Genomic DNA, 22,150 nt, shown 5'->3' with positions numbered 1-22,150 from the left:
GCTGCCGCAGAGCCTCAGGTGAGCAGGACGACCGCGCCGACCACAAGGACCAGCAGCGCGCCCAGCACCGCCTGGAGCAGCAGTGGCGGCCCGAGGTGGGTCCACACGGTGGCGTGGCGGGGGCGCAGCAGTTGCCCGGTGGTGAGGTTGACGATCTGCTCGACCCGGGGCGGCAGGTCGGGATCCTGTGGCTTCAGCGTGATCTGCACCCAGTCGGCCGGGTGCAGCGCGCTCTGCGGCAGGTGACCGTGCAGCTCCACCTCGCACAGCTGCTCGTTGGAGTCGCGCAATCGCAGCGGGGTGACCAGGAACTCCGGCCCCTTGCGCAGCTCCTTCCAGGTGCGCCGGGCACCGCCACCGCCGCTGGACAGCAGCGAGCGGAACGCCAACAGCAGCAGCCCCATCACGCTGGCGGCTGTCACCACGGCGACGAGCACGGGCTGGCCGATCTTCAGCTCACGCGGGTAGCCGTCGAGCAACCGGACGACGCGGCCGGTGACGATCCGCTGCGTCGGGCGAGCGATCCGCCGATAGTCGAGGTCGCTGTCCATTGTCCACCACCGAGAGTCGTTCACCACGGAGAGTCCGATTTCCTACACCGATCGTATCGGGAGATGCCGCCGAACGACATGAATGAACGCGAGTCACGTCCGTGGCGAGTCCGGCGGAGAGGCGGGGCCGCCGGCAGGAGCAGGGCCGCCGGGTCAGGTGACAAGGCGACCGGCGCGGGTAAGCGGGGGGCCGAGTCGGAAAGGGGTCGAGCATGCAGCTGTCCTTCCTGCGCCCGCTCTACGACCGTCCCGGGCCGTGGTGCTCGGTCTACCTGGACGCCTCCCGGGACACCCACGACGCCCGCCCCGCGCTGGACCTGCGCTGGCGGGCCCTCAGGGGGCGACTGCTGGAGCAGGGCGCCGACGCGCCGACCGTGGACGCCGTCGAACGGGTCGTCCGCGGTCACGACCCGATGCCGGGCGACTACGGCATCGCCGTGTTCGCCACCCGGGGCCGGGCGGTGCTCACCGAATACCTGACCGCGCCGCCGCTGCGGGACCTGGCGGCCGTGACGGAGCTGCCGCACACCATGCCGCTGCTCGCCCAGCGCGGCGAACAGGTCGCCTGGGTGCGGGTGCTGGCCGACCGTAGCGGCGCCGACGCCGTGGCCGTCAGCGCCGGCGGGGTGCCCCGCCGCGCCCACGTCACCGGCCGGGAGGACTTCCTGCTGCGCCGCGTCAACTCGGGCGGCTGGTCGCAGTCGCGCTACCAGCGGGCCGCCGTGGAGGCCTGGCACCACAACGCCGGTGACGCGGCGGCGGCCACCGTGGAACTGGCCGAGAAGGTCGGCGCGGAGGTGGTGGTGGTCGCCGGTGACGTGCGGGCCACCGGCATGATCGCCGCCCAGCTGCCGGAGCGCTGGCAGGACGTGCTGGTGCGCACGGACGCCGGGTCGCGGCACGCCGGGGCGGACCAGGCGTTGATGGACGACATCACCGTGCAGACCATCGCCGAGGTGGCCGACCAGCGGGTCACCGCCACGCTGGACCGCTTCGGCGTGCAGACCGACGTCGGGGCGGGCCTCGACGCCGTCGTGTCGGCGCTGCGCCGCAACCAGGTCGACACGATGCTGATCGTGGACGACCCGTCGTCGACGGCGCAGCTGTGGATCGGCCCCGAACCGACCGACATCGCCACCGACCCGGGCCAGCTCACCGCCGTGTCGGTGGCCGACCCCCAGCGGGTACGCGCCGACGCGGCCCTGGTCCGGGCGCTCGTCGGCACCGATGCGGAGCTGACCGTGCTGGCCCCCGACGAGGCGCCCGAGCTGACCGACGGGGTGGGCGCGGTGCTGCGCTACGTCGACGCCGCCACCCCCGGCCGGTCAGATGGCTGAGCGTACGGTCGCCGACCTGGTGGTGGAGCGGCTGCGGGCCTGGCGGGTGCCGCGCGCCTTCGGATGTCCGGGCGCCGCCGTCGCCCCGGTCGTCGCCGCCCTGGACCGCGCGGGCGGGGACCCGGAGTTCGTCCCCGCCCGGCACGAGGAGACGGCCTCGTTCATGGCCAGCGGGCACGCCAAGTTCACCGGCGAGATCGGGGTCTGCCTGGCCACCCAGGGCCCCAGCGCGGTGCACCTGCTCAACGGCCTGTACGACGCCAAGCTGGACAGCAAACCGGTGGTGGCGATCGTCGGCGAGGACATCGGCGGCCCGCTCGGCGGCGCCCACGAGGAGATCGGCCTGAGCCGCCTCTTCGGCGACGTCTGCAACCAGTTCGTCCGCTACGGGCGCACACCCGGGCAGGTGCCCGCCGTGTTGGACCAGGCGTTCCGCACCGCCGCCGCGACCCGCAGCCCCACCTGTGTGGTGCTGCCCCGCGAGGTGCAGGTGGCCCCGGTGCCCGACCTGGTCCCGCAGTTCGCCGGGGTGATGTCGGCGACGCCGGGGGAGCCCCTGGCGCGGGTGCTGCCGCACGACGCCGACCTGGCCGCCGCCGCGTCGCTGCTCGGCGTCGGCGACCGGGTGGCGATCCTCGTCGGGCAGGGCGGTCACGGCGCGGCCGCCGAGATCGTGGCGCTGGCCGACCGGCTCGGCGCCGGGGTGGCCGCCAGCCTGCTCGGCAAGCCGGTGCTCGACGAGCGGCTGGCCTTCCACACCGGGGTGCTCGGCGAGGTGGGCACCACCGCCGCAGCCCAGCTGATGGGCGGCTGCGACACCCTGCTGCTGGTCGGCACCAACGACCCGTGGACCGACTACTACCCGCTGCCCGGCCAGGTCCGCACCGTCCAGATCGACATCGACGGCCGCCGGATCGGCAACCGTTACCCGGTGGACGTGCCGCTGGTCGGCGACGCCACCGAGACGCTGCGGGCCCTGCTGGCCCGCGTACCGGACCGGCCCCGGCGGGCGTGGCGGGAGACGGTGCAGGCGTCGGTGGACCGGTGGCGGCAGGCGGCCGTGGCCCGCGCCGCCGAACCCGCGCAGCCGGTGAACCCGCAGCTCGTGCTGCACGAACTCTCCGCCCGGCTGCCCCGCGAGGCGGCCGTCGCCGTCGACGTCGGCTCGATCGTCTACTGGTACGCCCGGCACCTGGAGCTGCCGCCCGGCGTCACCGCCCACCTCTGTGGGACCCTCGGCTCGACCGGCTGCGCCCTGCCGTACGCGGTGGCGGCGAAACTCGCCCGCCCCGACCGGCCGGTGCTGGCCCTCGCCGGCGACGGCGCGATGCAGCTCAACGGGCTGGCCGAGCTGATCACCGTGGCCCACCACTGGCGGGAGTGGTCCGACCCCCGGCTGGTCGTGCTGGTGCTCAACGACCGCGACAACTCGGGCGTGGGCGACGGCCGCCCGCCCGCCGGGGTGGCCGACCGGCGCCCCGACGTCCCGTACGCCGGATGGGCCCGCCTGCTCGGCCTGCACGGCGTCCGGGTGGACCGGCCGGACCTGGTCGGCGCGGCGTGGGACGAGGCCCTCGCGGCGGACCGGCCGAGCGTGCTGGAGGCCGTGGTCGATCCGACCGTCGCGCTGCGCCCCCCGGAACCGGCCCTGGCGGACCTGCGCGGCCTCTTCGCCGGCGGCGACGCGGCCCGGCGGGTCCGCGAGCGGATGCTCGACAACCAGGTCGCCGTCGAGGCGGAGGACCTGGTCTAGCCGGTCCAGCGGGGTTCGGGGCCGCGTGTCGGACGCAGGGGACACCGCCCCCTGCGTCCGACACGCGGTCGGGGTGCGGACGACCCGCCCAGCGGGCACGTCCGGTGGCGGATGCCCCGTTTAGACCCCATCGGGACGGGAAGCCGGGCCGCGTGGTGAGCGAACGAGGCGGGTCGGGACCGGCGCACACGGTGCGCCCGGACCTCACGGCGGACGGGGCGGGACTGGCCGGCGACCGGGTGATGGCGGCGGACAGCACGGGACGGACCATGCTCGCCGCCGCGGTGCGGGCCCTGCGCGGGGAGGACTGCGCCGACCTGAGAAACCCCGGCGCGCCGTCCCGCTTCACGGGCGCGCCCGAACCGGTGCGCCGGGTCGCGGCGGTGCGGGCGGCCGAGCGGGTCGCGCTCACCCCCGGCCAGGCGGCCGAGGTCGATGCCGCCCGGGTCGCCCGGTGGATCGTCGACCAGTACCCGCGCCGGAGCTATCCGGGCGTGGTGCTCGGCTCGGCGCACGGCGCGGCCGTGCACCTGGCGGTCGCCCTCGGGGTGCCCTGGCTGCCCGCCGCGTTCGAGACGACGGTGCACTGGACCGGGGGCGCGGTCGACCGACCCGGTGCCGCCCTCGACCACGGTGCCGCCCTCGCCGCCCGGCTGCTCGCGGGCAACCCGGACGTGCACGTGCGCCAGGTGCACTGCCCGGCCAGCCGGGGCCCGCTGTCCGGGGCGACCATCTCCCTCACGGCGCGCTGGCAGTCGCTGCCGGCGGCGTACGCCCGGTTCCTGGCCGACCGCCTCGCGCCCGACGCCCCGGTGCTGCTGCTGCGCGACGCCCGCACCTGGCCGGTGTACGACGCCGGGCACGGGCACAGCTTCCAGGCCGGCTCCCCGGCCAGCGGCCTCGACCCGGTGGACTTCCATCCGGACTCGCACGCCCTGCGCCAGGTGCTCCGTTCCGCCGGCGGCGACGGGGCCCACTGGCAGCCACCGGAGGCCCCCTGCCCGCAGGGCTACGCCGAACACGGCGTGGAGCCCGGTTTCGAACTCGCCGTCCGGGAGTGGGCCGGCCGGCGCGGGCACCAGGTGCACCGGGTGCTCTTCCCCCGGCCCGAGGCGCTCAGCGCCGCCGTCGCCGACCTGTACCGGGGATGGCTGCGGCGGGCCGGCAAGACGGGCGACCGCCTCGTCGTGGAGTGCGGGCGGCTGCTCGACCCGTGGCAGGTGGTGCGGGCGGGCCTGGTGCCGTACTGGTGCGAGAACGCCACCCGGCGCAGCGTCGACGCCGCCGAGTGGTGGCTGGCCGGCAGCGAGCCGTTCAGCTCCGTGGACGTGCTCCCGGAGTCGCCGGGGATGCGCTCACCGGCCCTCGCGGGCCTGCCGCAGTGGCTGGCCGTGGCCGCGTTCGGCCGCCGGCGGCGGGCCCTGGACCGTACGGCCGCCCGGGGCTACCCGGTCGCGACGGTGCCCACCCGCCGCGCCACCGAGGTGCTCCGCGCCCAGCCGTACGACCTGCCGGCCCCGCCGCCGCTGCCCGCCGCGACCGCCGTCGAGGCGTTCCGGACCGGCGGCGCCCGGCAGGGCCTGGTGGTCTGCTGACCGGTCCGCCGCCGTGCGCCGCACCCGGCCTGAGCGGTGCGCCGCAGTCGGTCGCACCAGCCGGCCGAAACATCCTCGCGAACCCGCGCCGGCGTGATTGAGTACCTACGGAGCGGGAACACCGCTGGCTGCGGCGGCCGGGCAAGGCTGCGCAGCCCACGGTCGCCGATCCTCGACGAATCCCGTCATGTGACCCACTTCCGGCCCGGTGCGTGGCTCGACCACGCGCACGTCCGGTTTCCCGACCCGGGCGGGGGACCTTCCTGAGGGAGGCGCGGATGTTCGGACAGCCCAGCACGACCACAGCACCACCGCCCACCGACCGAGGGCTGGAGGACCTCGACGCGGCGGCGCTGGCGTACGCGGCGCGGATCGAGGGCCTGCCCCCCGAACGGCGACAGGAGGCCCGCGACGACCTGGTGCGCTTCGCGCTGCCGTTCGCCGGCCGGCTCGCCCGCCGCTACCGGGGACGGGGCGAGCCGCTGGAGGACCTGGAACAGGTGGCCCGCCTCGGGCTGGTCAACGCGGTCGACCGGTACGACCCGGAGCGGGGCTCGTTCACCGCGTACGCGGCGATCACGATCGTCGGGGAGATCAAGCGCCACTTCCGGGACCGGACCTGGGGCGTGCACGTGCCCCGTCGGCTGCGCGACCTGATCCTCGAGGTGGGCCAGGCCACCGCCGCGTTGACCAGCGAGCTGTCCCGGGCCCCCACCGTGGCCGAGCTGGCCGAGCGGCTGGAGACCCCGCAGGCGGAGATCCTCGCGGCCCTGGAGTCGGCGGCCGGCTACAGCCCGGCCTCGCTCAACGCGCCCGTCGGCGGGGAGAGTTCCGCCGAGTTCGGCGACCTGGTCGGCGAGAGCGACAACGCGCTGGAGTCGGTCGACGACCGGGTGACCGTCAGCGGGCTGCTGCACCGGCTGCCCTGGCGGGAACGGCGGATCCTGGCCATGCGCTTCTACGGCAACCAGACCCAGGCCGAGATCGCCGCCCGGTTCGGCATCTCCCAGATGCACGTCTCCCGGCTGCTGTCGCGGGCACTGACCTGGCTGCGGCAGGCGATGCTGGCCGACGCAGTCCCGCCGCCGTGGCAGAACGGCCCCGCCGAGACGGAACCGGCGACGAAGCGCGGCTGAGGTGCAAGCCGGGCGCTGTCAGTGCTCCGTCGAGTCGCCGCGGCTGTGCGGGTGGCGCCACCGCTCGTTCTCCTGCGGCGCCCGCCGCCCCGCGTCCGGCCCGCCCGGCTCCGGGGCGTCGGACTCGTCGAAGCTGGGCCGGCGGACGTCCTCCGGCTCTGGCACGTCCACCGGCCGCGCGCCCGACTGCGGCGCCGGGTGGTACTCGACGGCCTCCCGGGCACCGTGCGCGCCCTCGGCCGCTGGCGACTCGGGCGCGTGCCGCTCGTGGTGCAGCTCCGAGGCGAAGCTCTGCGGCGGCTTCGTGGCGCGCTGCGGCAGGTCCCGGCCCAGGTCGGCGACGAGGTGGCCGTATTTGGCGTCGAAGGCGGGGCGCTCGGAGCGGATCCGGGGCATCCGGTCGAAGTTGCGCAGCGGGGGCGGGCAGGTCGTCGCCCACTCCAGGGAGTTGCCGAAGCCCCACGGGTCGTCCACCGACACCATCGCCCCGTACCGCCAGGACTTCCACACGTTGTAGACGAAGAACAACGTGGACGCGCCGAGCACGAACGACCCGACGGTGGAGATCATGTTGAGCGTGGTGAAGCCGTCGCCGGGCAGGTAGTCGGCGTACCGGCGGGGCATGCCCTCGTCGCCGAGCCAGTGCTGCACGAGGAACGTGGCGTGGAAGCCGACGAACATCGTCCAGAAGTGCAGCTTGCCCAGCCGCTCGTCGAGCAGCCGTCCGGTCATCTTCGGGAACCAGAAGTAGACCCCGCCGAACGCGGCGAAGACGATGGTGCCGAAGAGCACGTAGTGGAAGTGCGCCACCACGAAGTACGAGTCGGTGACGTGGAAGTCGACCGGCGGGCTGGCCAGCAGGACCCCGGTGAGCCCGCCGAGCAGGAAGGTGACCAGGAAGCCGACGGCGAACAGCATCGGCGTCTCGAAGGTGATCTGTCCCTTCCACATGGTGCCGATCCAGTTGAAGAACTTCACGCCGGTGGGCACCGCGATCAGGTAGCTGAGGATGCTGAAGAACGGCAGCAGCACCTGACCGGTGGCGAACATGTGGTGCGCCCAGACGCTCACCGACAGCACGGTGATCGCGACGGTGGCCAGCACCAGGCCGGTGTAGCCGAAGATCGGCTTGCGGGAGAAGACCGGGATGATCTCGGTGATGATGCCGAAGAACGGCAACGCCACGATGTAGACCTCGGGATGGCCGAAGAACCAGAACAGGTGCTGCCACAACAGCGTCCCGCCGGTGGCGGGGTCGAAGACGTGCGCGCCGAGCAGCCGGTCCGCGGCCAGGGCGAACAGCGCGGCGGCCAGCAGCGGGAAGACCAGGAGCACCAGGACGCTGGTGAGCAGCATGTTCCAGGTGAAGATCGGCATCCGGAACATGGTCATGCCGGGGGCGCGCAGGGTCAGGATGGTGGTGATCAGGTTGACCGCGCCGAGGATGGTGCCGAGGCCGGAGATGGCCAGGCCGACGATCCACATGTTCCCGCCGACGCCGGGGGAGTGCTCCATCCGGCTCAACGGCGTGTACGCGGTCCAGCCGAAGTCGGCGGCGCCGCCCGGGGTGGCGTAGCCGCCCACGACCAGGGTCCCGCCGAACAGGTAGAGCCAGTACGCGAAGGCGTTGAGCCGGGGGAACGCCACGTCCGGCGCGCCGATCTGCAACGGGACGATGTAGTTGCCGAACGCGAACACCAGCGGCGTCGCGAACAGCAGCAGCATGATCGTGCCGTGCATGGTGAACGCCTGGTTGTACTGCTCCGGGGAGAGGAACTGCATCTGCGGCCTGGCCAGCTCGGCCCGCAGCAGCAGGGCCAGCACCCCGCCGATGAGGAAGAAGACGAACGAGGTGACCAGGTAGAGCAGGCCGATCTGCTTGGCGTCGGTGGTGCCGATCAACTTGAGCAGCTTGGCCCCGGGCAGGGCCGGGCGGACCGGGCCGGGAAAGCCGCCGAAACGGGCCGGCGCGAGGATCGCGGGCCCCTGGTCTCGGGCAGGCTCCGTGGTTACCCGCTTGGGCATGCTTCTCACCCCGTCATGGCGACAGAAAGGGACAGGCGTGCCTACCCGCCCTTCTCTCTATGTAACCAGGCGAGAGCGGTAATTTCGGTCAATTCGGGGGCAGCGGGTCGGTGGCGGGTCAGGTGGCGGGTCAGGTGGCGGGCAGCACCGCCCAGAGCACCTTGCCGTCGACGGCCGGCGCGCTGCCCCAGCGCTGGGTCAGCTCCCGGACCAGCAGCAGGCCCCGGCCACCCTCGGTCCGCAGGTCCGGCGGGTCGCCGCGTGAAACGGGACGAGGAGTGCCTCAGCGGTGCCGGCGGTCACGCGTGGTGAGCACGCCCAGCGCGATCATGCCGGCGCCGAGGACGAGGTGCAGCCAGTCGTCGGCGTTGTTGACGGGGATGAAGTTGGCGCTGCTGGCGTGGTCGACGACCAGGCCGTAGAGCCACAGCACGAGGTAGAACGCCCCGCCGCCGATCAGGAACGTCCGCGCCCCGGACCACGTGCGCGACAGCACCAGGCCGGCAAACCCGAAGATCAGATGTACGGCGTTGTGCAGCACCGAGACCTGGAACGCCCCGAGCAGCTCCGCCCCGGAGCCGTGCCCGGCGAAGCGCAGGTCGCCGAAGTCGCTGGTGATCCCCGGGACGAAGCCGAGCGCCCCGACCAGGAGGAAGACCACGCCGACGGTGGCCGCGGCGCGCCGCACCGGGGCCCGGCCGTCGGCCGGGTTGCGTCGGGCCCGCGCGTGGGCCAGCGGACCGGTCACCGCGACCCCCTCACCGCGACCTCGTCGTCATCACCGCCGGGTGGAGGACCCGGCCGGGCCGCGGGTTCCCGCCGCCGCCCAGCGCAAACGCGAATCAGGCGGCGGTGGTGTCAACAGGGGCCCCTGCTATGCCGAAAGCGTTAACGAGGTGCCCCTTCTTGCACACTGTCAGGCGGGTTGCAGGGGGGCGGGCCGCGGTTTGGCGAACCGTCTCGTACAGCTCGACGTACCGCTGCGCCATCGCCGCCGGGGTGAACCGGGTCGCGGCCTCCCGCCGACACTCGTCGCCGTCCAGCACGCTCGCGGCCAGCAGCAGGTCGGCCAGCTCGTCCTCGTCGTCGGTGAGCAGCCCGGTGCGGCCGTGCTCGATCAGCTCCGGTAGGCAGCCCCGGGCCGTCGCCACGACCGGGGTGCCCAGCGCCAGGGACTCGACGACGGCTGTACCGCCGGGCTCCTCCCAGCGCAGCGGGAACAGCGACGCGCGGGCCCCGGCCAGCAGGTCGTCGCGTTCCTGACCGGCGACCGTGCCGACCCAGCGGACCAGGTCGCCGTCGACGTGCGGGGCCACGTCGTCGTAGAAGAACCGCACGTCCGGGTTCTGCCGGGCCTCGTCGCCCGCCGCGGCCAGGTCCTGCGGCCGGTGGTACGGCCCGACCGGTCCCGCGAGCACCAGCGGCACGCCGACCCGCCGCGCCAGCCGGGCGCCGACGTCCTGGCCCTTGCCCGGGTTGATCCGGCCCAGGATGATCAGGTAGTCGCCCTTGCCGGGCCGGGGTCGCCGGTCGGCGTCGACCGCGTGCGGGGTGGACAGGTGCACGTGGCCGACGGAGTGCTCCCGCAGCGCCCGGGGGGCGCGGGCCAGCTGCGCGGCGGACACGCCGTTGACCCGGATCCGGTCGCCGCCGTCGAGGTTGCCGTACAGGTCGGGATGCTTGGCCAGGTCCCAGTGCAGGGTGTGCAGCACCGGCGGGGCGTCCGGGCCCATCGCCGCGAGGGTGGCCAGGCCCACGGCCTCCACGTGGTCGTGCACCAGGTCGATGTCGTCGCGGGCGTGCAGCGCGCGCACCACGCCGCCAAGGTGCGCCTGGGAGATGCCACAGACCTGGTTGTACGGCCGTTGCAGGGCGTGGAACTGGCCGTCGCCGAACACGGCGATCTTCTCGTCCACGGGCAGGGTGCTGCTGTCCACGGAGGCGAGGACCACTCGCACGCCCAGCCTGCGCAGTTCCGGCACGAGGGTGGCGATCACGTTCTCGATCCCGCCGTAGCCGGGCGGCGGTACGGACAGCCACGGGCCGGCGTTCATCAGGACGGTGAGGCTCATGCGGGATTCCTTCCCTCGGCGGGGCCGTCGGGTCACACCGACGAACGTCTCCTCACGCCGGGACCCGGCGCCGTGGCACCCGGTGCCGCAGCTCCGCCAGGGGCGGGCGCTCCTCGACCGAGACGTCGTTGACGACGATCTCCCGGTCGAGGTTCGGCAGCGCGTCGGAGCCGCCCCGCCGGAACTGGGTCAGCATGGCGGCCGGCACGGTGCCGGGATTGGCCCAGCCCCGCCGCTGCAACCGCGACCAGGCGGTCAGCATGATCTGCGCCGACATCCGGCCCAGCGCCGCGGTGTCCTGGTGGCGGTGCCGGCGCTCGCCCAGGTCCACCTGGGCCAGCGCGTCCAGGCCGACCAGGTCGAGCAGGTCGATCAGCATCGCGGTCTCCACCCCGTAACCGGAGACGAACGGCACCCGTTCCAGCACGTCGCGGCGGCCCGCGTACTCGCCGGCGAGGGGCTGGACGAAGCCGGCCAGCTCCGGCCAGAACAGGTTGAGCAGGGGGCGGGCCATCAGTTCGGTGACCCGGCCGCCGCCGTCGGCCTCCACACTGGCCGTCCCCACCAGCGGCCGGTGGTAGAAGCCCTTGACGAAGTCGACCGACGGGTCGGTCAGCAGCGGCCCGATCAGGCCGGTGACGAAGTGCGGCCGGAACTCGTGCAGGTCGGCGTCGACGAACGCGACCACGTCGCCCTCGGCCGCCGCCAGCCCGGCCCACAGGGCGTCGCCCTTGCCGGTCAGCCGGGGCAGCCCCCGGGTCATCTCGTCCTGGCCGACCACCTGTGCCCCGGCGGCGCGCGCCACCTGCGCGGTCCGGTCGGTCGACCGGGAGTCGACCACGATCAGCTCGTCGACCAGGGCCAGCCGGTCCATGAGGTGCTCGCGGATGGTCGCCACGATCGCGCCAACGGTCGCCTCCTCGTTGCGCGCCGGCAGCACCACACTGACCCGGCTGTCGCCCTTGGCGCGCAGCAGCCGCCGCGGCGTCCACTCGGCCGCCGAGGTGGTCCGATATGTCGCCCATGCCTCCACCACCGGTGAGACACTCGCATCTGTATCCCGCACTGACACACCCCCAGATCGTGGCGGAAAACGCGGCACGGAGATTTCCCGATTCCGCCCGCGCGCTAACCGGATTGTCGCTAACAGCTTGATCACGGGCCGCGCCCCTGCCGGTTCCCGGCGCGTGAACGTTTGATTGCGCGCCCCACCGGGGAGTGTGCGCCCCGGGAAAAGTGAAAGCCTGGCGAAAGGGATTGTCGATGCGTTCGTGCCGGGTGGGACTGGTCGGGGCGGGTCGAACGCACCCATCTCGTGTCGGCGGTGGTGCCCTTCGATCAGGCCCCTGCGCTGGTCCGACCTGCCGCAACGCCGCCGACACGAACTTCAGGTGGCGCTGACCGGCTGACCGGGCCGCACGATCGGGCCCGGGTCGCGTACCGTTGCGGCTCATGGGTGTGTCGCAACGGTTCAAGAGCAGGTTCCGTCGGTTCCTCCAGCGCCCCGGCACCACGGTCGACCTGGGCCCGCTGGAGAAGCTGCTGCCGGCCATCGAGGCCCGCGAGGAGGAGCTGTCGGCGCTGACCGACGCCGAGCTCACCGAGGCCGCCGGCTCCGCCACCGGCTACGGGGAGATCTGCGCGATCGGCCGCGAGGCCGCCCGGCGCGGGCTGGACCAGCGGCCGTACGACGTGCAGCTGCTCGGCGCGATGGCCCTGCTCTCCGGCAAGGTCGCCGAGATGGCCACCGGCGAGGGCAAGACCCTGACCGCCGCGATCGCCGCGTACGGGCACGTCCGGCTCGGCAACGGGCCGGTGCACGTGCTCACCGTCAACGACTACCTGGCCCGCCGCGACGCCCGCTGGATGGAGCCGGTCTACGCCCTGCTCGGGCTGAGCGTCGGCTGGGTCAACGAGGCCTCCACCCCGCAGGAGCGGCGCGAGGCGTACGACTGCGACGTCACGTACGTCTCGGTCAGCGAGGCCGGCTTCGACTACCTGCGCGACCAGCTCGTCACCGACCTCGACGACCGGGTGCAGCCGGCGCTGCGCACGGCGATCGTCGACGAGGCCGACTCCATCCTCATCGACGAAGCCCGGGTGCCGATGGTCCTCGCGGGTGCGGTCGGCGGCGAGCAGGACCCGGTGCACGCCGCCGCGGCGCTGGTGCGCGGCCTGCGCAAGGGCAAGCACTACACCGCCGCCGAGGACGGCCGCAGCGTCGCCTTCACCTCCGCCGGCCTGGCCGCCGTGGAGGCCAAGCTCGGCGGCATCGACCTGTACGACACCGAGCACGTCGGGCAGCTCTCCGCCGTCAACGTGGCCCTGCACGCGCACGCCCTGCTGCACCGCGACGTCGACTACATCGTGCGGGACGGCTCGGTGGAGCTGATCGATGAGATGCGCGGCCGGGTGGCCCAGCGCCGCCGCTGGCCCGACGGTCTCCAGGCGGCCGTCGAGGCGAAGGAGGGCCTCGACGCCACCGCCGAGGGCGAGGTGCTGGGCACCATCGCCGTGCAGGCGTACATCGCGCTCTACCCGAAGGTGTGCGGCATGACCGCCACGGCGGTGCTGGTCGGCGACCAGCTGCGCGAGTTCTTCGGCCTGGAGGTGGCGGTGATCCCGCCGAACACCCCCTGCGTGCGTCAGGACGAGCCGGACCGGATCTACGCCACCCGGGCAGAGAAGGACGAGGCGCTGGTCGACGAGATCAGGCGCTGCCACGACGCCGGCCGCCCGGTGCTGGTCGGCACCCTCGACGTCAAGGAGTCCGAGCAGCTCGCCGTCGGCCTGGAGGCGGCCGGGGTGCCCTGCGTGGTGCTCAACGCCAAGAACGACGACGACGAGGCGGCGATCATCGCCGAGGCCGGCGCGTACGGCGCGGTCACCGTCTCCACCCAGATGGCCGGCCGGGGTGTCGACATCCGGCTCGGCGGCAGCGACTCGGCCGACGCGGAGCGGGTCGCCGAGCTGGGCGGCCTCTACGTCATCGGCAGCGGCCGGCACGACAGCCGCCGCGTCGACGACCAGCTGCGCGGCCGGGCCGGGCGGCAGGGCGACCCGGGCGGCTCGGTGTTCTTCGTCAGCCTGGAGGACGACCTGGTGGTCCGGCACGCCGGCGACGCGGTCCCGGCCTCGCCCCGGATGAACGCCGACGGCCTGGTCACCGACCCGCAGGTCGACTACGCGGTGGAGCACGCCCAGCGGGTCGCCGAGGGTGTCAACCACGAGATCCACCGCAACACCTGGCGCTACAGCGTGGTGATCGAGCAGCAGCGCAAGGCCCTCGCCGAGCGGCGGGAGCGGCTGCTGACCAGCGACATCGCCGCGTTGATGCTGCTGGAGCGGGTGCCGGAGAAGGCCGAGGAGATGGACGAGGACCTGCTCGCCCGGGCGGCCCGGTCGATCGCCCTCTACCATCTCGACCGGCTGTGGGCCGAGCACCTCGCCGAGCTGTCCGAGGTGCGCGAGGGCGTACACCTGCGCGCCCTGGGCCGGCTCGACCCGCTCGACGAGTTCCACCGGGCAGCCGTGCCGGCGTTCAACGCGCTGGTCCCGGAGATCGAGGCCCGCACCATCGCCACGTTCACCGAGACCGAGTTCGACGAGGACTGGGAGCCGGACACCTCGACGCTGGTGCGGCCCTCCGCGACGTGGACGTACCTCGTCCACGACAACCCGTTCGGTTCGGAGCTGGACCGGCTCATCGCCTCGGTGGGGCGTCGGCTCAGCGCCGCCCCGCGCTGAGGTGCGACTTTTCGGCCGTTTCGACCCGGCTTGCCGGGGGTACTAGCACGCGTCGAGTGAATCGGGAGAGCGCAGACGATGAGACAGCGCAGGGGCGGTACGGGGCGCCGGTGGCCGGCCTTCCCGGCGGGGGCAGTGGCTCGGTGAACCTGGAGACGCAGGTCGGCGGCACCGAGACCCTGGGCGTGCTGGAGACGGCGGCGATGCTGCGGGAACTCACCGCCGGCCTGATCGAGGTGACGGACTTCGACGCGGCGTTGGTCCAGTTGGTCGGGATCGCCCAGGCGGCCGTCGCCGGGGTCGCCTGGTGCGGCTTCACGGCGCTGCGGGCTGGCGAGCCGGCCGGGGTGGCCGCCTCCGACCCGGCCCTCGCGGGCCTGGACGACCTGAGCGACGGCCCCGACACGCCGGCGATGAGCGCCATCCACCGCCGCGAGATGATCCTCGCTGAGGACCTCGGGCGGGAGTCGCGCTGGCCGGTCTGGACGGCCCGGGCCCGCCAGTCGGGGGTGCGCGGCGTCATCTCCGCACCGGTCGACGTCGACGATCAGGTCATCGGCGCGATCAACCTGTACGCCTCGACGCCGGACGCGCTGACCACCCGCCACCAGCTCACCGCGATGCTCCTCGCCGAGCACGCCGGGCTGCTGCTCGCCGCCGTCCGGGGCCGGGAGCGGCGGGCCGCCGAGGCCACCGAGCGGGACGCCGCCCTGCTCGGCGAAGGGGTGGTCGGGCAAGCGATCGGCGTCATCATGACCCAGCGCGGCTGTCCCGCCCCGGAGGCCCTGGAGGTGCTGCGCAGCGCGGCGACGTCGCTGGCCATCCCGCTGCGCGAGGTCGCCGAACGGCTGGTGGCCACAGTCGCCCGCCCCCGGGAGAGTTAGCTCCGGGGCCGTTCGGCCACCAGCCTGTCGGCGATCCGACGGCCGTCCGTTTTCCTGCGGCGACCGGCGGGTAGCACCCTGGACTGGTGAGCTGAAGCGACCAGGGGAGGGCATGATGGAGAGCCGACTGCGGGTGCACGGGCATCCCATCCAACCGATGCTGGTGACGTTCCCGTTCGGGCTCTTCGTCAGCGCCACCGTCTTCGACCTGGCCGACGTCGTCGGCGGTCCCGCCTTCCTCGGCGAGGTCGGCTACTGGACCTCGGTCGCCGCCCTGGTGGCCGCAGCGCTGTCCACCGTGGCCGGGATGGTCGACCTGTGGGACGCCGCGGGCGACCGGACCCGCCGCACCAAGATAACCTTCAATCTGGTCAACGCGGCGATGGCCGCGTTGTTCCTGCTGACCTGTCTGATCCGGGCGGACTCGCCGCAGCGTGGCGCGACCGGCGTCATGCTCGCCGCCGAGCTGGTCGCGCTCGGGCTGGGCGGGGCCGGCGTGGGGCTCGGCGCCCGCCTGATGCGCCAGTTCGAGGCCGGCCGAGCCGAGCCGGGCACCCTCGACGCGCTGGGCCCGGTGGCGGGCTCCACGGTGGAGATCGTCCGGCCCCGCGTCTGAAAATCGGTTGTCCAGGCGGCCTGGCGGCGGCGAGGCTTCCCGGATGGGCGGGGAGCGGGAATTCGAGGAGCTGGTCGCCGAGGGCGCGTCCGTGCCCGTGCGGGGCTGGGACTTCTCCTGGCTGCACGGGCGGGCCAGCGAGGAACGGCCGCCGTGGGGCTACGCCCGCCTCGTGGCCGACCGGATGGCCCGGGCCGACGCGGCGCTGGACGTCGACACCGGCGGCGGGGAGGTCCTCGCCGAGGTCCCCCGCCCGCCCCGGGTCCTGCTGGCCACCGAGGCCTGGCCGCCCAACGTCGAGGTGGCCCGACGCAACCTGCGCGTGGTCGGCGCGACGGTACTCCAGGTCGCCGAGGGCGGCGACCTGCCAGTAGGCGACGCCGCGCTGGACCTCGTGGTGAGCCGCCACCCCGTGCGCACCCACTGGGACGAGGTCGTGCGGGTGTTGCGCCCCGGCGGGACGTTCCTGTCCCAGCAGATCCGCGGCGGCACCGTCCGGGAGCTGAGCGAGGCGATGCTGGGCCCGCTGCCCCCGCCCCGGCGGCAGCTCCCCGACCAGGCGGTCGCCGCCGCCGAGGCGGCCGGGCTGACGGTGCTCGACCTGCGCGAGGCGACCCTGCGTACCGTCTTCCACGACGTCGCGGCGGTGGTCTACTTCCTGCGCAAGGTGGTCTGGACGGTGCCCGGGTTCACCGTCGAGCGGTACCGGCCCCAGCTCGCCCGCCTGCACGACCGGATCGAGGCCGACGGGCTGTTCGTGGCCCACGCCCGGCGATTCCTGATCGAGGCGGTCCGGCCCGTCTGAATTGGCCCGGTCGGCCTGCGACCGGCCTCGCCTTCGCGCTCCTAGGGAGCTGCCCCGTTCGTGCTACCGGGGTACCGGGCCCTGCGGGCGCACCAACGGGGCAGCTCCCTAGGGCCCAACTGATGTGCCCACCCGCGACCGCCGCAGCTACCCGCCTTCGCAGCCCGCAGCCCGCACCCGGGGGCCCGCGACCCGGGGGTCGGGTCCGGTCAGCCGTGCGCCTCGGCGTGGTGGGCGGCGAGCACGTCCGTGCCGAAGTCGCTGGCCGGGCGGCGCAGCACGGTGTGGGCGTGGTTGCCGTCGTCGGCGGTGTTGTCGTACTCGATCAGCAGGTCGTCTCCCTGCACCCGGTAGTAGTGACGCTGCCCGGGCCCGGTCGGACCGGCCCAGGCGAAGTGCACCGCCCCGCCGGTGAGCCGGCGGGCCTCCCGGGTGGCCAGCTCCGGCGGCAGCCGGTCCAGGTACACGGCGACGAGTTGGTCCAGCATGGCCCGGCCGGTGGGGCCGAGCCGGTCGGCCGGCACCCCCAGCGGCGCGATCTGCCCGGCGACCCGCGGGCGGGTGGCGCTGATGATGTCGGCGGGAGCCTCGTCGGCGACGACCGCCGCCGCCCGTCCCGCCGGCCCCATGGCGTCGAGGAGGGCCCGGCCCAGGTCCTCCTCGACCCCGAGTGGCCGGGACACCGGATGCCCGGCGTGCCGGACGGCGGCCGGGTTCGCGCCGAGGAAGACGGGGGCGGGAGAGACCTGGTCGTCGACCACGGTCATGCTCACCGACAGGTGATGCCCCTCGAACCGCCAGGCCCACCGGTCGTCGCGGGCCGGGTCGCCGAAGACCGCCACCCAGTAGTCGCCGCTGTGCCGCCCGCGCCGCCAGCCTTCGGCCCGGTCGAGCACCTCCTCCAGCGCGACGACGGCCATCGCCTGCGCGTACGCCGCGGGGCTCAGGGCCGTGGCCAGCAGCCGGTGCGCGGCCTTGCGGCCCGCCCGGTCGAGGTCGGCCAGACAGACCCCGGGGCGGGGCCGGGGACGGTACTCCAGCCACCGCCGGGCCGCGTCGTCGTCGAACCGGTGCGTCGCGCGGGCGCGTGCCGATTCGTCCAGCGTGCCGAGCAGGGCGGTGCCGGCCGTGCGCATCTGTTCGGGTAGGGGATCATCCACCGCCCCTGTATACCCCGACGGCCGGCGGCGCGCGGTCAGCGTGCCGCGAGCAGGGCCGGTGCGCCGCCTGGTAGCTTGCCGGGCCGACGGGGGAGGGGCGATGGGCGACGACAGGGTGTACGTGGGCAAGGCGGACGTGGACGGCCCACGGGAGGGCGGCTGGCTGCTGGGCCACTTCATGCCGGTCGGCGATCTGCGGCGCAGTGGTGACGTGGAGGTGAAGTGGGGCGTGCACGCGGCGGGGGAGACTCGGTCGCGGTGGGCCACCGGTGAACGGCGTACCGCGCTGCTGGTGCTGGTCAGCGGCGGCCGGTTCCGGGTCGAGCTGCCGGACCGTACGGTGCTGCTCGCCGAGCCGGGTGACTACGTGGTGTGGGGCCGGGGCGTGGACCACTCCTGGTACGCCGAGCGCGAGTCGGTGCTGTTGACCGTGCGCTGGCCGTCGGTGCCGGGCTACCAGGTGGAGCCACCGGTGTGCCGCTGAGGCGGATGCCAGCTCCACCAGCCTCCCAGCATATGGTATTACCTACTAAATCTATAGGGTTTGCCTTCTATGCTGTCGGGGCACGCTCCGCCCGATCCCGTGAGGTTCCGCATGGTAGCCAGCCGTCGCCCCGAGGTCGACCTGCTCGCCGTCGCCGCCCGGTACGCCGCCGACCAGGCCGGCTGGCCGGTCCCGCTCCGCTTCGACCCCGAGCAGCGGTGGTACGCCCGCCTCGCGGTCGCCGCCGACCACGAGGTCTGGGCGCTGAGCTGGCTTCCCGGCCAGGGCACCGACCTGCACGACCACGGCGGTTCCTCCGGCGCCCGCCACGTGCACGTGGTCACCAACCGCGACGACCAGCCGGCGGTCAGCGTGCACGTCTACCGGCCCGGGTTGACCCGGATGACCCGCTACCGGCTCGTCGGCGGGCTGCTGCGGGCGGCCGAGGTCGCCGAGGCCGGCGTCGCGTGGTGACACCCTTGACGACGACTCCGACGACTCCGACGACACCGACTTCGACCGGACGGGCATCCGCCCGGCGCCCCTGGAAGGACCCGAGAATGCCGCACGACCCTGCCCGCGCCCAGGGCTGTCCCGTTTCCGTGCCGCCCCCCGGCTCCCGGGGCATCGACGAGATCCTCGCCGAGGCGCGGTCCCGGCTGAGGCGGCTCGACCCCGAGCAGGCGCACATGGCGTACCGCGAGGGTGCGCTGCTGGTCGACATCCGGCCGGCCGCGCAGCGGGCCGCGCACGGCACGGTGCCCGGTGCCCTGGCGATCGAGCGCAACGTGCTCGAGTGGCGCTTCGACCCCCGCTGCACGGCCCGGCTGCCCCAGGCCGTCGGCTACGAGGTGCCCGTGGTGGTGCTCTGCCAGGAGGGCTACACCTCCTCGCTCGCCGCCGCCGCGCTCCAGGACATCGGCCTGCACCGCGCCACCGACGTCGTCGGCGGCTTCGCCGCCTGGCGCATCGCCGGACTGCCCACGCTCGGCCCCACGCCCCCGCTCCGTTCCCCGTCCGTCGCGCCGCCGGTGACCGCCGGTCGGGCGCACCACTGACCATCGCGCCTCACCGGACGCGGCGGTCGGCACCGTCATCCCCAGGAGGCACCATGTCCGTCGTCGCCATCCCCACGCGTCCGCACTCGGCGGGCCGGGCCGAGCGGGCCCCCCAGTGCCGCCCCGACCGGGCGCCGGCGGGCCGGGCCGAGCGGGTCCCGTTGCCGGGACACTCCCGCTCCGGACCGACACTGACCGTCACCGTCGAGCTCGCCCCCGGACAGCTGACGCCCCGCCTCGCCCGCCTCATCGAGTTGCTGGGGGAGTTGGCCGAATCGGGGGAGGGCACGCTGCTGGCCGGTCCGCCGGAGCAGCACGACCGGGCGGCGGCGGAGCCGTGGGGCGCCTCGCTGCGCCGGCCCCGCCCGGTCGAGGCAGCCCCGGCGGAGTCGCGTCCGGTCGTGCCCCGGGTCCTCGCCGCGGCCCCGCCGCCCCCCGAGGATCCCTACGAGGTACGCATCCTGGCGGCCTCCCGGATGGTGCGGCAGGGCACGCGGGAGATCCCGCTGACCCGCATCGAATTCGACCTGCTGCACTTCCTGGCGACGCACCCCCGCCGCGTCTTCACCCGCCTCCAACTGCTCGGCAACGTCTGGGGCTACGAGCATGCCGTGGCCCGCACCGTCGACGTGCACGTGCGCCGGCTGCGGGCGAAACTCGGCGCGGGCACCCCGGTGGTGACCACCGTCTACGGCGTCGGCTACCGGCTCGCCGACGAGGCGCGGGTCAGCGTCGACCCGCACCGCTGAGCCGGCCGCGACGCGGCGCATCCCGGTTTCGGGGTGCGCCGCGTCCGCGTGTCGGACGCGCGCGCCGCCTGGCCGGGCGCCCCACAGCCCCGACCGGGCCGGGGTGGGTCACACGGGTACCCCCCCCGTCTCCCACGATCATGGTGACTCTGCTGTAATCATCAGGCCTCGTACGCAGAGCGAGCATCCGGCTCCGATGTGTTCGTCAATTGTCACATTCATGCAACGTAGCCGCCCCTTGACCGTCAGGTGGGTGCCGGGAAGCATCGATGCAGCGGCGTCCCGGGCCGTGGGGAGATACCCGGACCAGCCAAGGAGGACCATGTCGGTCAGCCCCGCATCGCCGCGCGCCGGATGGCATACGTCCCAACCCGCGGTCCCCGGTCGGCCCCCCGGCGGCCAGCGCCGTCCCGTCAACGGCACCACGCCCGTGCTCACCGTGACCCTCAGCATCCCGCTGGTGGCCGAGGAGACCCTGACCCCGGCGGCCCGCCGCCTGCTCGACGCGGCCCGGGAGATGCTGGAGCGGGGTGAGGGGGTCGTCACCGCCGGTCCCGCCCCCGAGCGGCGGCCCGACCAGGTTCCCGCCGGGCGCACGCCGCCCCGCCCTCTGGCCCCGACCATCCCGGCGCTGCACATCCTGGCATCGTCCCGGTCGGTGCTGCGCGACAACGAGCCGCTGCCCCTGACCCGGCTGGAGTTCGACCTCCTGCTGCACCTGGTCGCCCACCCCCGGCGGGTGTTCACCCGGCTGCAACTGCTCAACGCCGTCTGGGGCTACGAACACGCCGGGGTCCGCACCGTCGACGTGCACGTGCGTCGGCTGCGCGGCAAGGTCGGCGTGGACGTGCCGCTGGTCACCACCGTCTACGGCGTCGGCTACCGGCTCGCCGACGACGCCCGGGTGACCATCGACCGCAGCGGCTGACCGCGACCGGGCACGATGGGCGGATGCGCGTACGACCCATCTCCCCCGAGCGGCTCGTCACCGAGCTGACCGAGCGGCTCGTCGCCGCCGACGCACCCGGCCGGCTCCGCGTCGCGGTGGACGGTGCCCCGGCGGCTGCCCCCGACGCACTGGCCGGCGCGCTGGTCGACCCGCTGCGCGCCCTCGGCCGCCCGGTGCTGCACGTGCGGGCCGAGGACTTCCTCCGCCCGGCCTCCGTGCGGCTGGAGTTCGGCCGGACCAACCCCGACGCCTACTACGAGGGTTGGGTCGACGAGCCCGGCCTGCGCCGCGAGGTCCTCGACCCGGCGGGGCACGGCGGCTCGGGCCGGATCCTCCCCGCCCTCTGGGACCGGCGCACCGACCGGGCCAGCCGGGCCGGCTACGTCACGCTGCCGCCCCACGGCGTCGTCCTGGTCAGCGGGGCGCTCCTGCTCGGCGGCGGGCTCCCCGTCGACCTCGCCGTGCACCTGGAGCTCTCCCCGGCAGCCCTGGCCCGACGCACCGTTCCCGCGCTGCGTTGGACCCTGCCGGCCTTCGCCCGATACGCCGCGGAGGTCGCCCCGGCCAGCTTCGCCGACGTGGTGGTCCGCGTCGACGACCCCCGTCACCCCGCTCTCGTGGAGCCGGACGCCGCCCGGTGACACCGGGCCGTACGGCCTCGGGGTGCCCCCCAGGGACGCGGGCCGGAGATTCCAGAACTCGGTGGTTTGGCGCGGCCGAACCGAGGGTAATCGCCCGGCTCACAGAGCGCGAGTGATCTCCACCGCGTCACACCGCGACCGGGCCGGGCACCACCCCGGCGCACCAGGCCAGGAAAGGCAGGCAGCGATGCTCGTCCACGACACGGTAGCCACCGGCCGATCGCAGGCGGACACCGACCAGATCCGGGCGTCCCTGCGGGTCCGCTACGACGAGCTCTCCGCCGAGTACGAGCAGGCGGTGCTGCAGAGCCAGGTGCTGCGCCTGGTGGAGGTCGGCGACACCGCCGGCGACGACCAGGCCGACAGCGGCACCAAGACGGCCGAGCGGGACACCGCGCAGTCGCTACTGCGGACGATTCTCGACCGCCGGGCGCAGTTCGAGCGCGCACTGAGCCGGCTCGACGAGGGCACGTACGGCTTCTGCGAGGGCTGCACGGTGCCGATCCCGGTGGAGCGGCTGGAGATATTCCCCTCCGCCACCGCCTGCGTCACCTGCAAGCAGAACCGGGAGCGGCGGGCCGGCTGAGG

The 22,150-nt window shown here is 74.2% G+C and carries 21 protein-coding genes; 15 read left to right on the top strand and 6 right to left on the bottom strand.

The window, feature by feature from the left end:
- Positions 1 to 14: 14 nt before the first annotated feature.
- Positions 15 to 551, bottom strand: a complete 537-nt coding sequence (locus ACFT41_RS21775) for a hypothetical protein (RefSeq protein WP_377589535.1) — start codon at positions 549 to 551, stop codon at positions 15 to 17.
- A 212-nt stretch (positions 552 to 763) separates the two neighbouring features.
- On the opposite strand from ACFT41_RS21775, the gene ACFT41_RS21770 reads away from it, so the two are divergent.
- The 4 genes from ACFT41_RS21770 (at position 764) to ACFT41_RS21755 (ending at position 6,372) form a co-directional block, all read left to right on the top strand.
- Positions 764 to 1,888 (top strand): Vms1/Ankzf1 family peptidyl-tRNA hydrolase, encoded by a 1,125-nt coding sequence (locus ACFT41_RS21770; protein ID WP_377589534.1) that lies wholly within the window; start codon positions 764 to 766, stop codon positions 1,886 to 1,888.
- Positions 1,881 to 3,641 carry a thiamine pyrophosphate-binding protein gene (locus tag ACFT41_RS21765; RefSeq protein WP_377589533.1) on the top strand — a complete coding sequence of 587 codons (1,761 nt, stop codon included), beginning with the start codon at positions 1,881 to 1,883 and terminating at the stop codon, positions 3,639 to 3,641. Before ACFT41_RS21770 ends, ACFT41_RS21765 begins: the two co-directional genes overlap by 8 nt.
- Positions 3,642 to 3,883: 242 nt before the next feature.
- Positions 3,884 to 5,236, top strand: coding sequence for a hypothetical protein (locus ACFT41_RS21760; RefSeq protein WP_377588605.1), 1,353 nt, complete (start codon positions 3,884 to 3,886; stop codon positions 5,234 to 5,236).
- A gap of 278 nt (positions 5,237 to 5,514) precedes the next feature.
- Positions 5,515 to 6,372, top strand: a complete 858-nt coding sequence (locus tag ACFT41_RS21755; RefSeq protein WP_377588601.1) for a SigB/SigF/SigG family RNA polymerase sigma factor — start codon at positions 5,515 to 5,517, stop codon at positions 6,370 to 6,372.
- 18 nt (positions 6,373 to 6,390) lie between these two features.
- Here ACFT41_RS21755 and ctaD read toward each other — a convergent pair whose 3' ends face one another.
- The 4 genes from ctaD to ACFT41_RS21735 all read right to left on the bottom strand — a co-directional run bounded on the left by ctaD (position 6,391) and on the right by ACFT41_RS21735 (position 11,502).
- Positions 6,391 to 8,397: a cytochrome c oxidase subunit I gene (gene ctaD / locus ACFT41_RS21750; protein ID WP_377588600.1), complete on the bottom strand. Its 2,007-nt coding sequence runs from the start codon at positions 8,395 to 8,397 to the stop codon at positions 6,391 to 6,393.
- A gap of 283 nt (positions 8,398 to 8,680) precedes the next feature.
- On the bottom strand, positions 8,681 to 9,145 hold the full coding sequence (locus tag ACFT41_RS21745; RefSeq protein WP_377588599.1) for a DUF4383 domain-containing protein: 465 nt from the start codon (positions 9,143 to 9,145) through the stop codon (positions 8,681 to 8,683).
- Positions 9,146 to 9,239: 94 nt separating this feature from the next.
- The gene (locus tag ACFT41_RS21740) at positions 9,240 to 10,469 is read right to left on the bottom strand and encodes a glycosyltransferase (protein ID WP_377588598.1); all 1,230 of its coding nucleotides are present in this window, start codon (positions 10,467 to 10,469) and stop codon (positions 9,240 to 9,242) included.
- A 52-nt stretch (positions 10,470 to 10,521) separates the two neighbouring features.
- The gene (locus ACFT41_RS21735; RefSeq protein ID WP_377588604.1) at positions 10,522 to 11,502 is read right to left on the bottom strand and encodes a glucosyl-3-phosphoglycerate synthase; all 981 of its coding nucleotides are present in this window, start codon (positions 11,500 to 11,502) and stop codon (positions 10,522 to 10,524) included.
- Between the two features lie 419 nt (positions 11,503 to 11,921).
- Between ACFT41_RS21735 and secA2 the strand changes: the two genes are divergently transcribed.
- The 4 genes from secA2 to ACFT41_RS21715 all read left to right on the top strand — a co-directional run bounded on the left by secA2 (position 11,922) and on the right by ACFT41_RS21715 (position 16,521).
- Positions 11,922 to 14,216, top strand: a complete 2,295-nt coding sequence (secA2, locus tag ACFT41_RS21730) for an accessory Sec system translocase SecA2 (protein ID WP_377588597.1) — start codon at positions 11,922 to 11,924, stop codon at positions 14,214 to 14,216.
- 203 nt (positions 14,217 to 14,419) lie between these two features.
- Positions 14,420 to 15,100, top strand: a complete 681-nt coding sequence (locus ACFT41_RS21725; protein WP_377588603.1) for an ANTAR domain-containing protein — start codon at positions 14,420 to 14,422, stop codon at positions 15,098 to 15,100.
- Positions 15,101 to 15,215: 115 nt separating this feature from the next.
- Complete coding sequence (locus ACFT41_RS21720) at positions 15,216 to 15,716, top strand: DUF2231 domain-containing protein (RefSeq protein ID WP_377588596.1); 501 nt, start codon at positions 15,216 to 15,218, stop codon at positions 15,714 to 15,716.
- Between the two features lie 43 nt (positions 15,717 to 15,759).
- Positions 15,760 to 16,521 (top strand): class I SAM-dependent methyltransferase, encoded by a 762-nt coding sequence (locus ACFT41_RS21715; RefSeq protein ID WP_377588595.1) that lies wholly within the window; start codon positions 15,760 to 15,762, stop codon positions 16,519 to 16,521.
- A 209-nt stretch (positions 16,522 to 16,730) separates the two neighbouring features.
- Here ACFT41_RS21715 and ACFT41_RS21710 read toward each other — a convergent pair whose 3' ends face one another.
- Positions 16,731 to 17,681 carry a DUF3500 domain-containing protein gene (locus tag ACFT41_RS21710; protein ID WP_377588594.1) on the bottom strand — a complete coding sequence of 317 codons (951 nt, stop codon included), beginning with the start codon at positions 17,679 to 17,681 and terminating at the stop codon, positions 16,731 to 16,733.
- A 100-nt stretch (positions 17,682 to 17,781) separates the two neighbouring features.
- On the opposite strand from ACFT41_RS21710, the gene ACFT41_RS21705 reads away from it, so the two are divergent.
- From ACFT41_RS21705 to ACFT41_RS21675, 7 genes are all read left to right on the top strand, one after another.
- Positions 17,782 to 18,165, top strand: coding sequence for a signal peptidase I (locus tag ACFT41_RS21705; protein ID WP_377588593.1), 384 nt, complete (start codon positions 17,782 to 17,784; stop codon positions 18,163 to 18,165).
- Between the two features lie 111 nt (positions 18,166 to 18,276).
- A complete protein-coding gene (locus ACFT41_RS21700; protein WP_377588592.1) occupies positions 18,277 to 18,639 on the top strand; it encodes a cysteine dioxygenase in 363 nt (120 codons plus the stop codon).
- An 86-nt stretch (positions 18,640 to 18,725) separates the two neighbouring features.
- On the top strand, positions 18,726 to 19,223 hold the full coding sequence (locus ACFT41_RS21695; protein WP_377588591.1) for a rhodanese-like domain-containing protein: 498 nt from the start codon (positions 18,726 to 18,728) through the stop codon (positions 19,221 to 19,223).
- Positions 19,224 to 19,414: 191 nt separating this feature from the next.
- Entirely contained in the window at positions 19,415 to 19,972 is a 558-nt protein-coding gene (locus ACFT41_RS21690; protein WP_377588602.1) for a winged helix-turn-helix domain-containing protein, read from the top strand.
- Between the two features lie 322 nt (positions 19,973 to 20,294).
- A complete protein-coding gene (locus ACFT41_RS21685) occupies positions 20,295 to 20,900 on the top strand; it encodes a winged helix-turn-helix domain-containing protein (protein WP_043968732.1) in 606 nt (201 codons plus the stop codon).
- A gap of 23 nt (positions 20,901 to 20,923) precedes the next feature.
- Entirely contained in the window at positions 20,924 to 21,562 is a 639-nt protein-coding gene (locus ACFT41_RS21680; RefSeq protein ID WP_377588590.1) for a uridine kinase, read from the top strand.
- Positions 21,563 to 21,749: 187 nt separating this feature from the next.
- Positions 21,750 to 22,148 (top strand): TraR/DksA family transcriptional regulator, encoded by a 399-nt coding sequence (locus ACFT41_RS21675; protein WP_377588589.1) that lies wholly within the window; start codon positions 21,750 to 21,752, stop codon positions 22,146 to 22,148.
- Positions 22,149 to 22,150 lie beyond the last annotated feature (2 nt).

Origin of the sequence: Micromonospora sp. NPDC057141 (assembly GCF_042670805.1) — a bacterium.
Classification (GTDB): domain Bacteria; phylum Actinomycetota; class Actinomycetes; order Mycobacteriales; family Micromonosporaceae; genus Micromonospora.
Note: the sequence above shows the minus strand (reverse complement) of the source record. Positions and strands in the feature narration are given on the sequence as shown.

What these genes read in the sequence shown, in the direction of transcription:
- ACFT41_RS21775 (WP_377589535.1), bottom strand. Translation starts at nt 551, where the DNA reads ATGGACAGCGACCTCGACTATCGGCGGATCGCTCGCCCGACGCAGCGG.
- ACFT41_RS21770 (WP_377589534.1), top strand. Translation starts at nt 764, where the DNA reads ATGCAGCTGTCCTTCCTGCGCCCGCTCTACGACCGTCCCGGGCCGTGG.
- ACFT41_RS21765 (WP_377589533.1), top strand. Translation starts at nt 1,881, where the DNA reads ATGGCTGAGCGTACGGTCGCCGACCTGGTGGTGGAGCGGCTGCGGGCC.
- ACFT41_RS21760 (WP_377588605.1), top strand. Translation starts at nt 3,884, where the DNA reads ATGGCGGCGGACAGCACGGGACGGACCATGCTCGCCGCCGCGGTGCGG.
- ACFT41_RS21755 (WP_377588601.1), top strand. Translation starts at nt 5,515, where the DNA reads ATGTTCGGACAGCCCAGCACGACCACAGCACCACCGCCCACCGACCGA.
- ctaD (WP_377588600.1), bottom strand. Translation starts at nt 8,397, where the DNA reads ATGCCCAAGCGGGTAACCACGGAGCCTGCCCGAGACCAGGGGCCCGCG.
- ACFT41_RS21740 (WP_377588598.1), bottom strand. Translation starts at nt 10,469, where the DNA reads ATGAGCCTCACCGTCCTGATGAACGCCGGCCCGTGGCTGTCCGTACCG.
- secA2 (WP_377588597.1), top strand. Translation starts at nt 11,922, where the DNA reads ATGGGTGTGTCGCAACGGTTCAAGAGCAGGTTCCGTCGGTTCCTCCAG.
- ACFT41_RS21725 (WP_377588603.1), top strand. Translation starts at nt 14,420, where the DNA reads ATGCTGCGGGAACTCACCGCCGGCCTGATCGAGGTGACGGACTTCGAC.
- ACFT41_RS21720 (WP_377588596.1), top strand. Translation starts at nt 15,216, where the DNA reads ATGGAGAGCCGACTGCGGGTGCACGGGCATCCCATCCAACCGATGCTG.
- ACFT41_RS21715 (WP_377588595.1), top strand. Translation starts at nt 15,760, where the DNA reads ATGGGCGGGGAGCGGGAATTCGAGGAGCTGGTCGCCGAGGGCGCGTCC.
- ACFT41_RS21705 (WP_377588593.1), top strand. Translation starts at nt 17,782, where the DNA reads ATGGGCGACGACAGGGTGTACGTGGGCAAGGCGGACGTGGACGGCCCA.
- ACFT41_RS21700 (WP_377588592.1), top strand. Translation starts at nt 18,277, where the DNA reads ATGGTAGCCAGCCGTCGCCCCGAGGTCGACCTGCTCGCCGTCGCCGCC.
- ACFT41_RS21695 (WP_377588591.1), top strand. Translation starts at nt 18,726, where the DNA reads ATGCCGCACGACCCTGCCCGCGCCCAGGGCTGTCCCGTTTCCGTGCCG.
- ACFT41_RS21685 (WP_043968732.1), top strand. Translation starts at nt 20,295, where the DNA reads ATGTCGGTCAGCCCCGCATCGCCGCGCGCCGGATGGCATACGTCCCAA.
- ACFT41_RS21680 (WP_377588590.1), top strand. Translation starts at nt 20,924, where the DNA reads ATGCGCGTACGACCCATCTCCCCCGAGCGGCTCGTCACCGAGCTGACC.
- ACFT41_RS21675 (WP_377588589.1), top strand. Translation starts at nt 21,750, where the DNA reads ATGCTCGTCCACGACACGGTAGCCACCGGCCGATCGCAGGCGGACACC.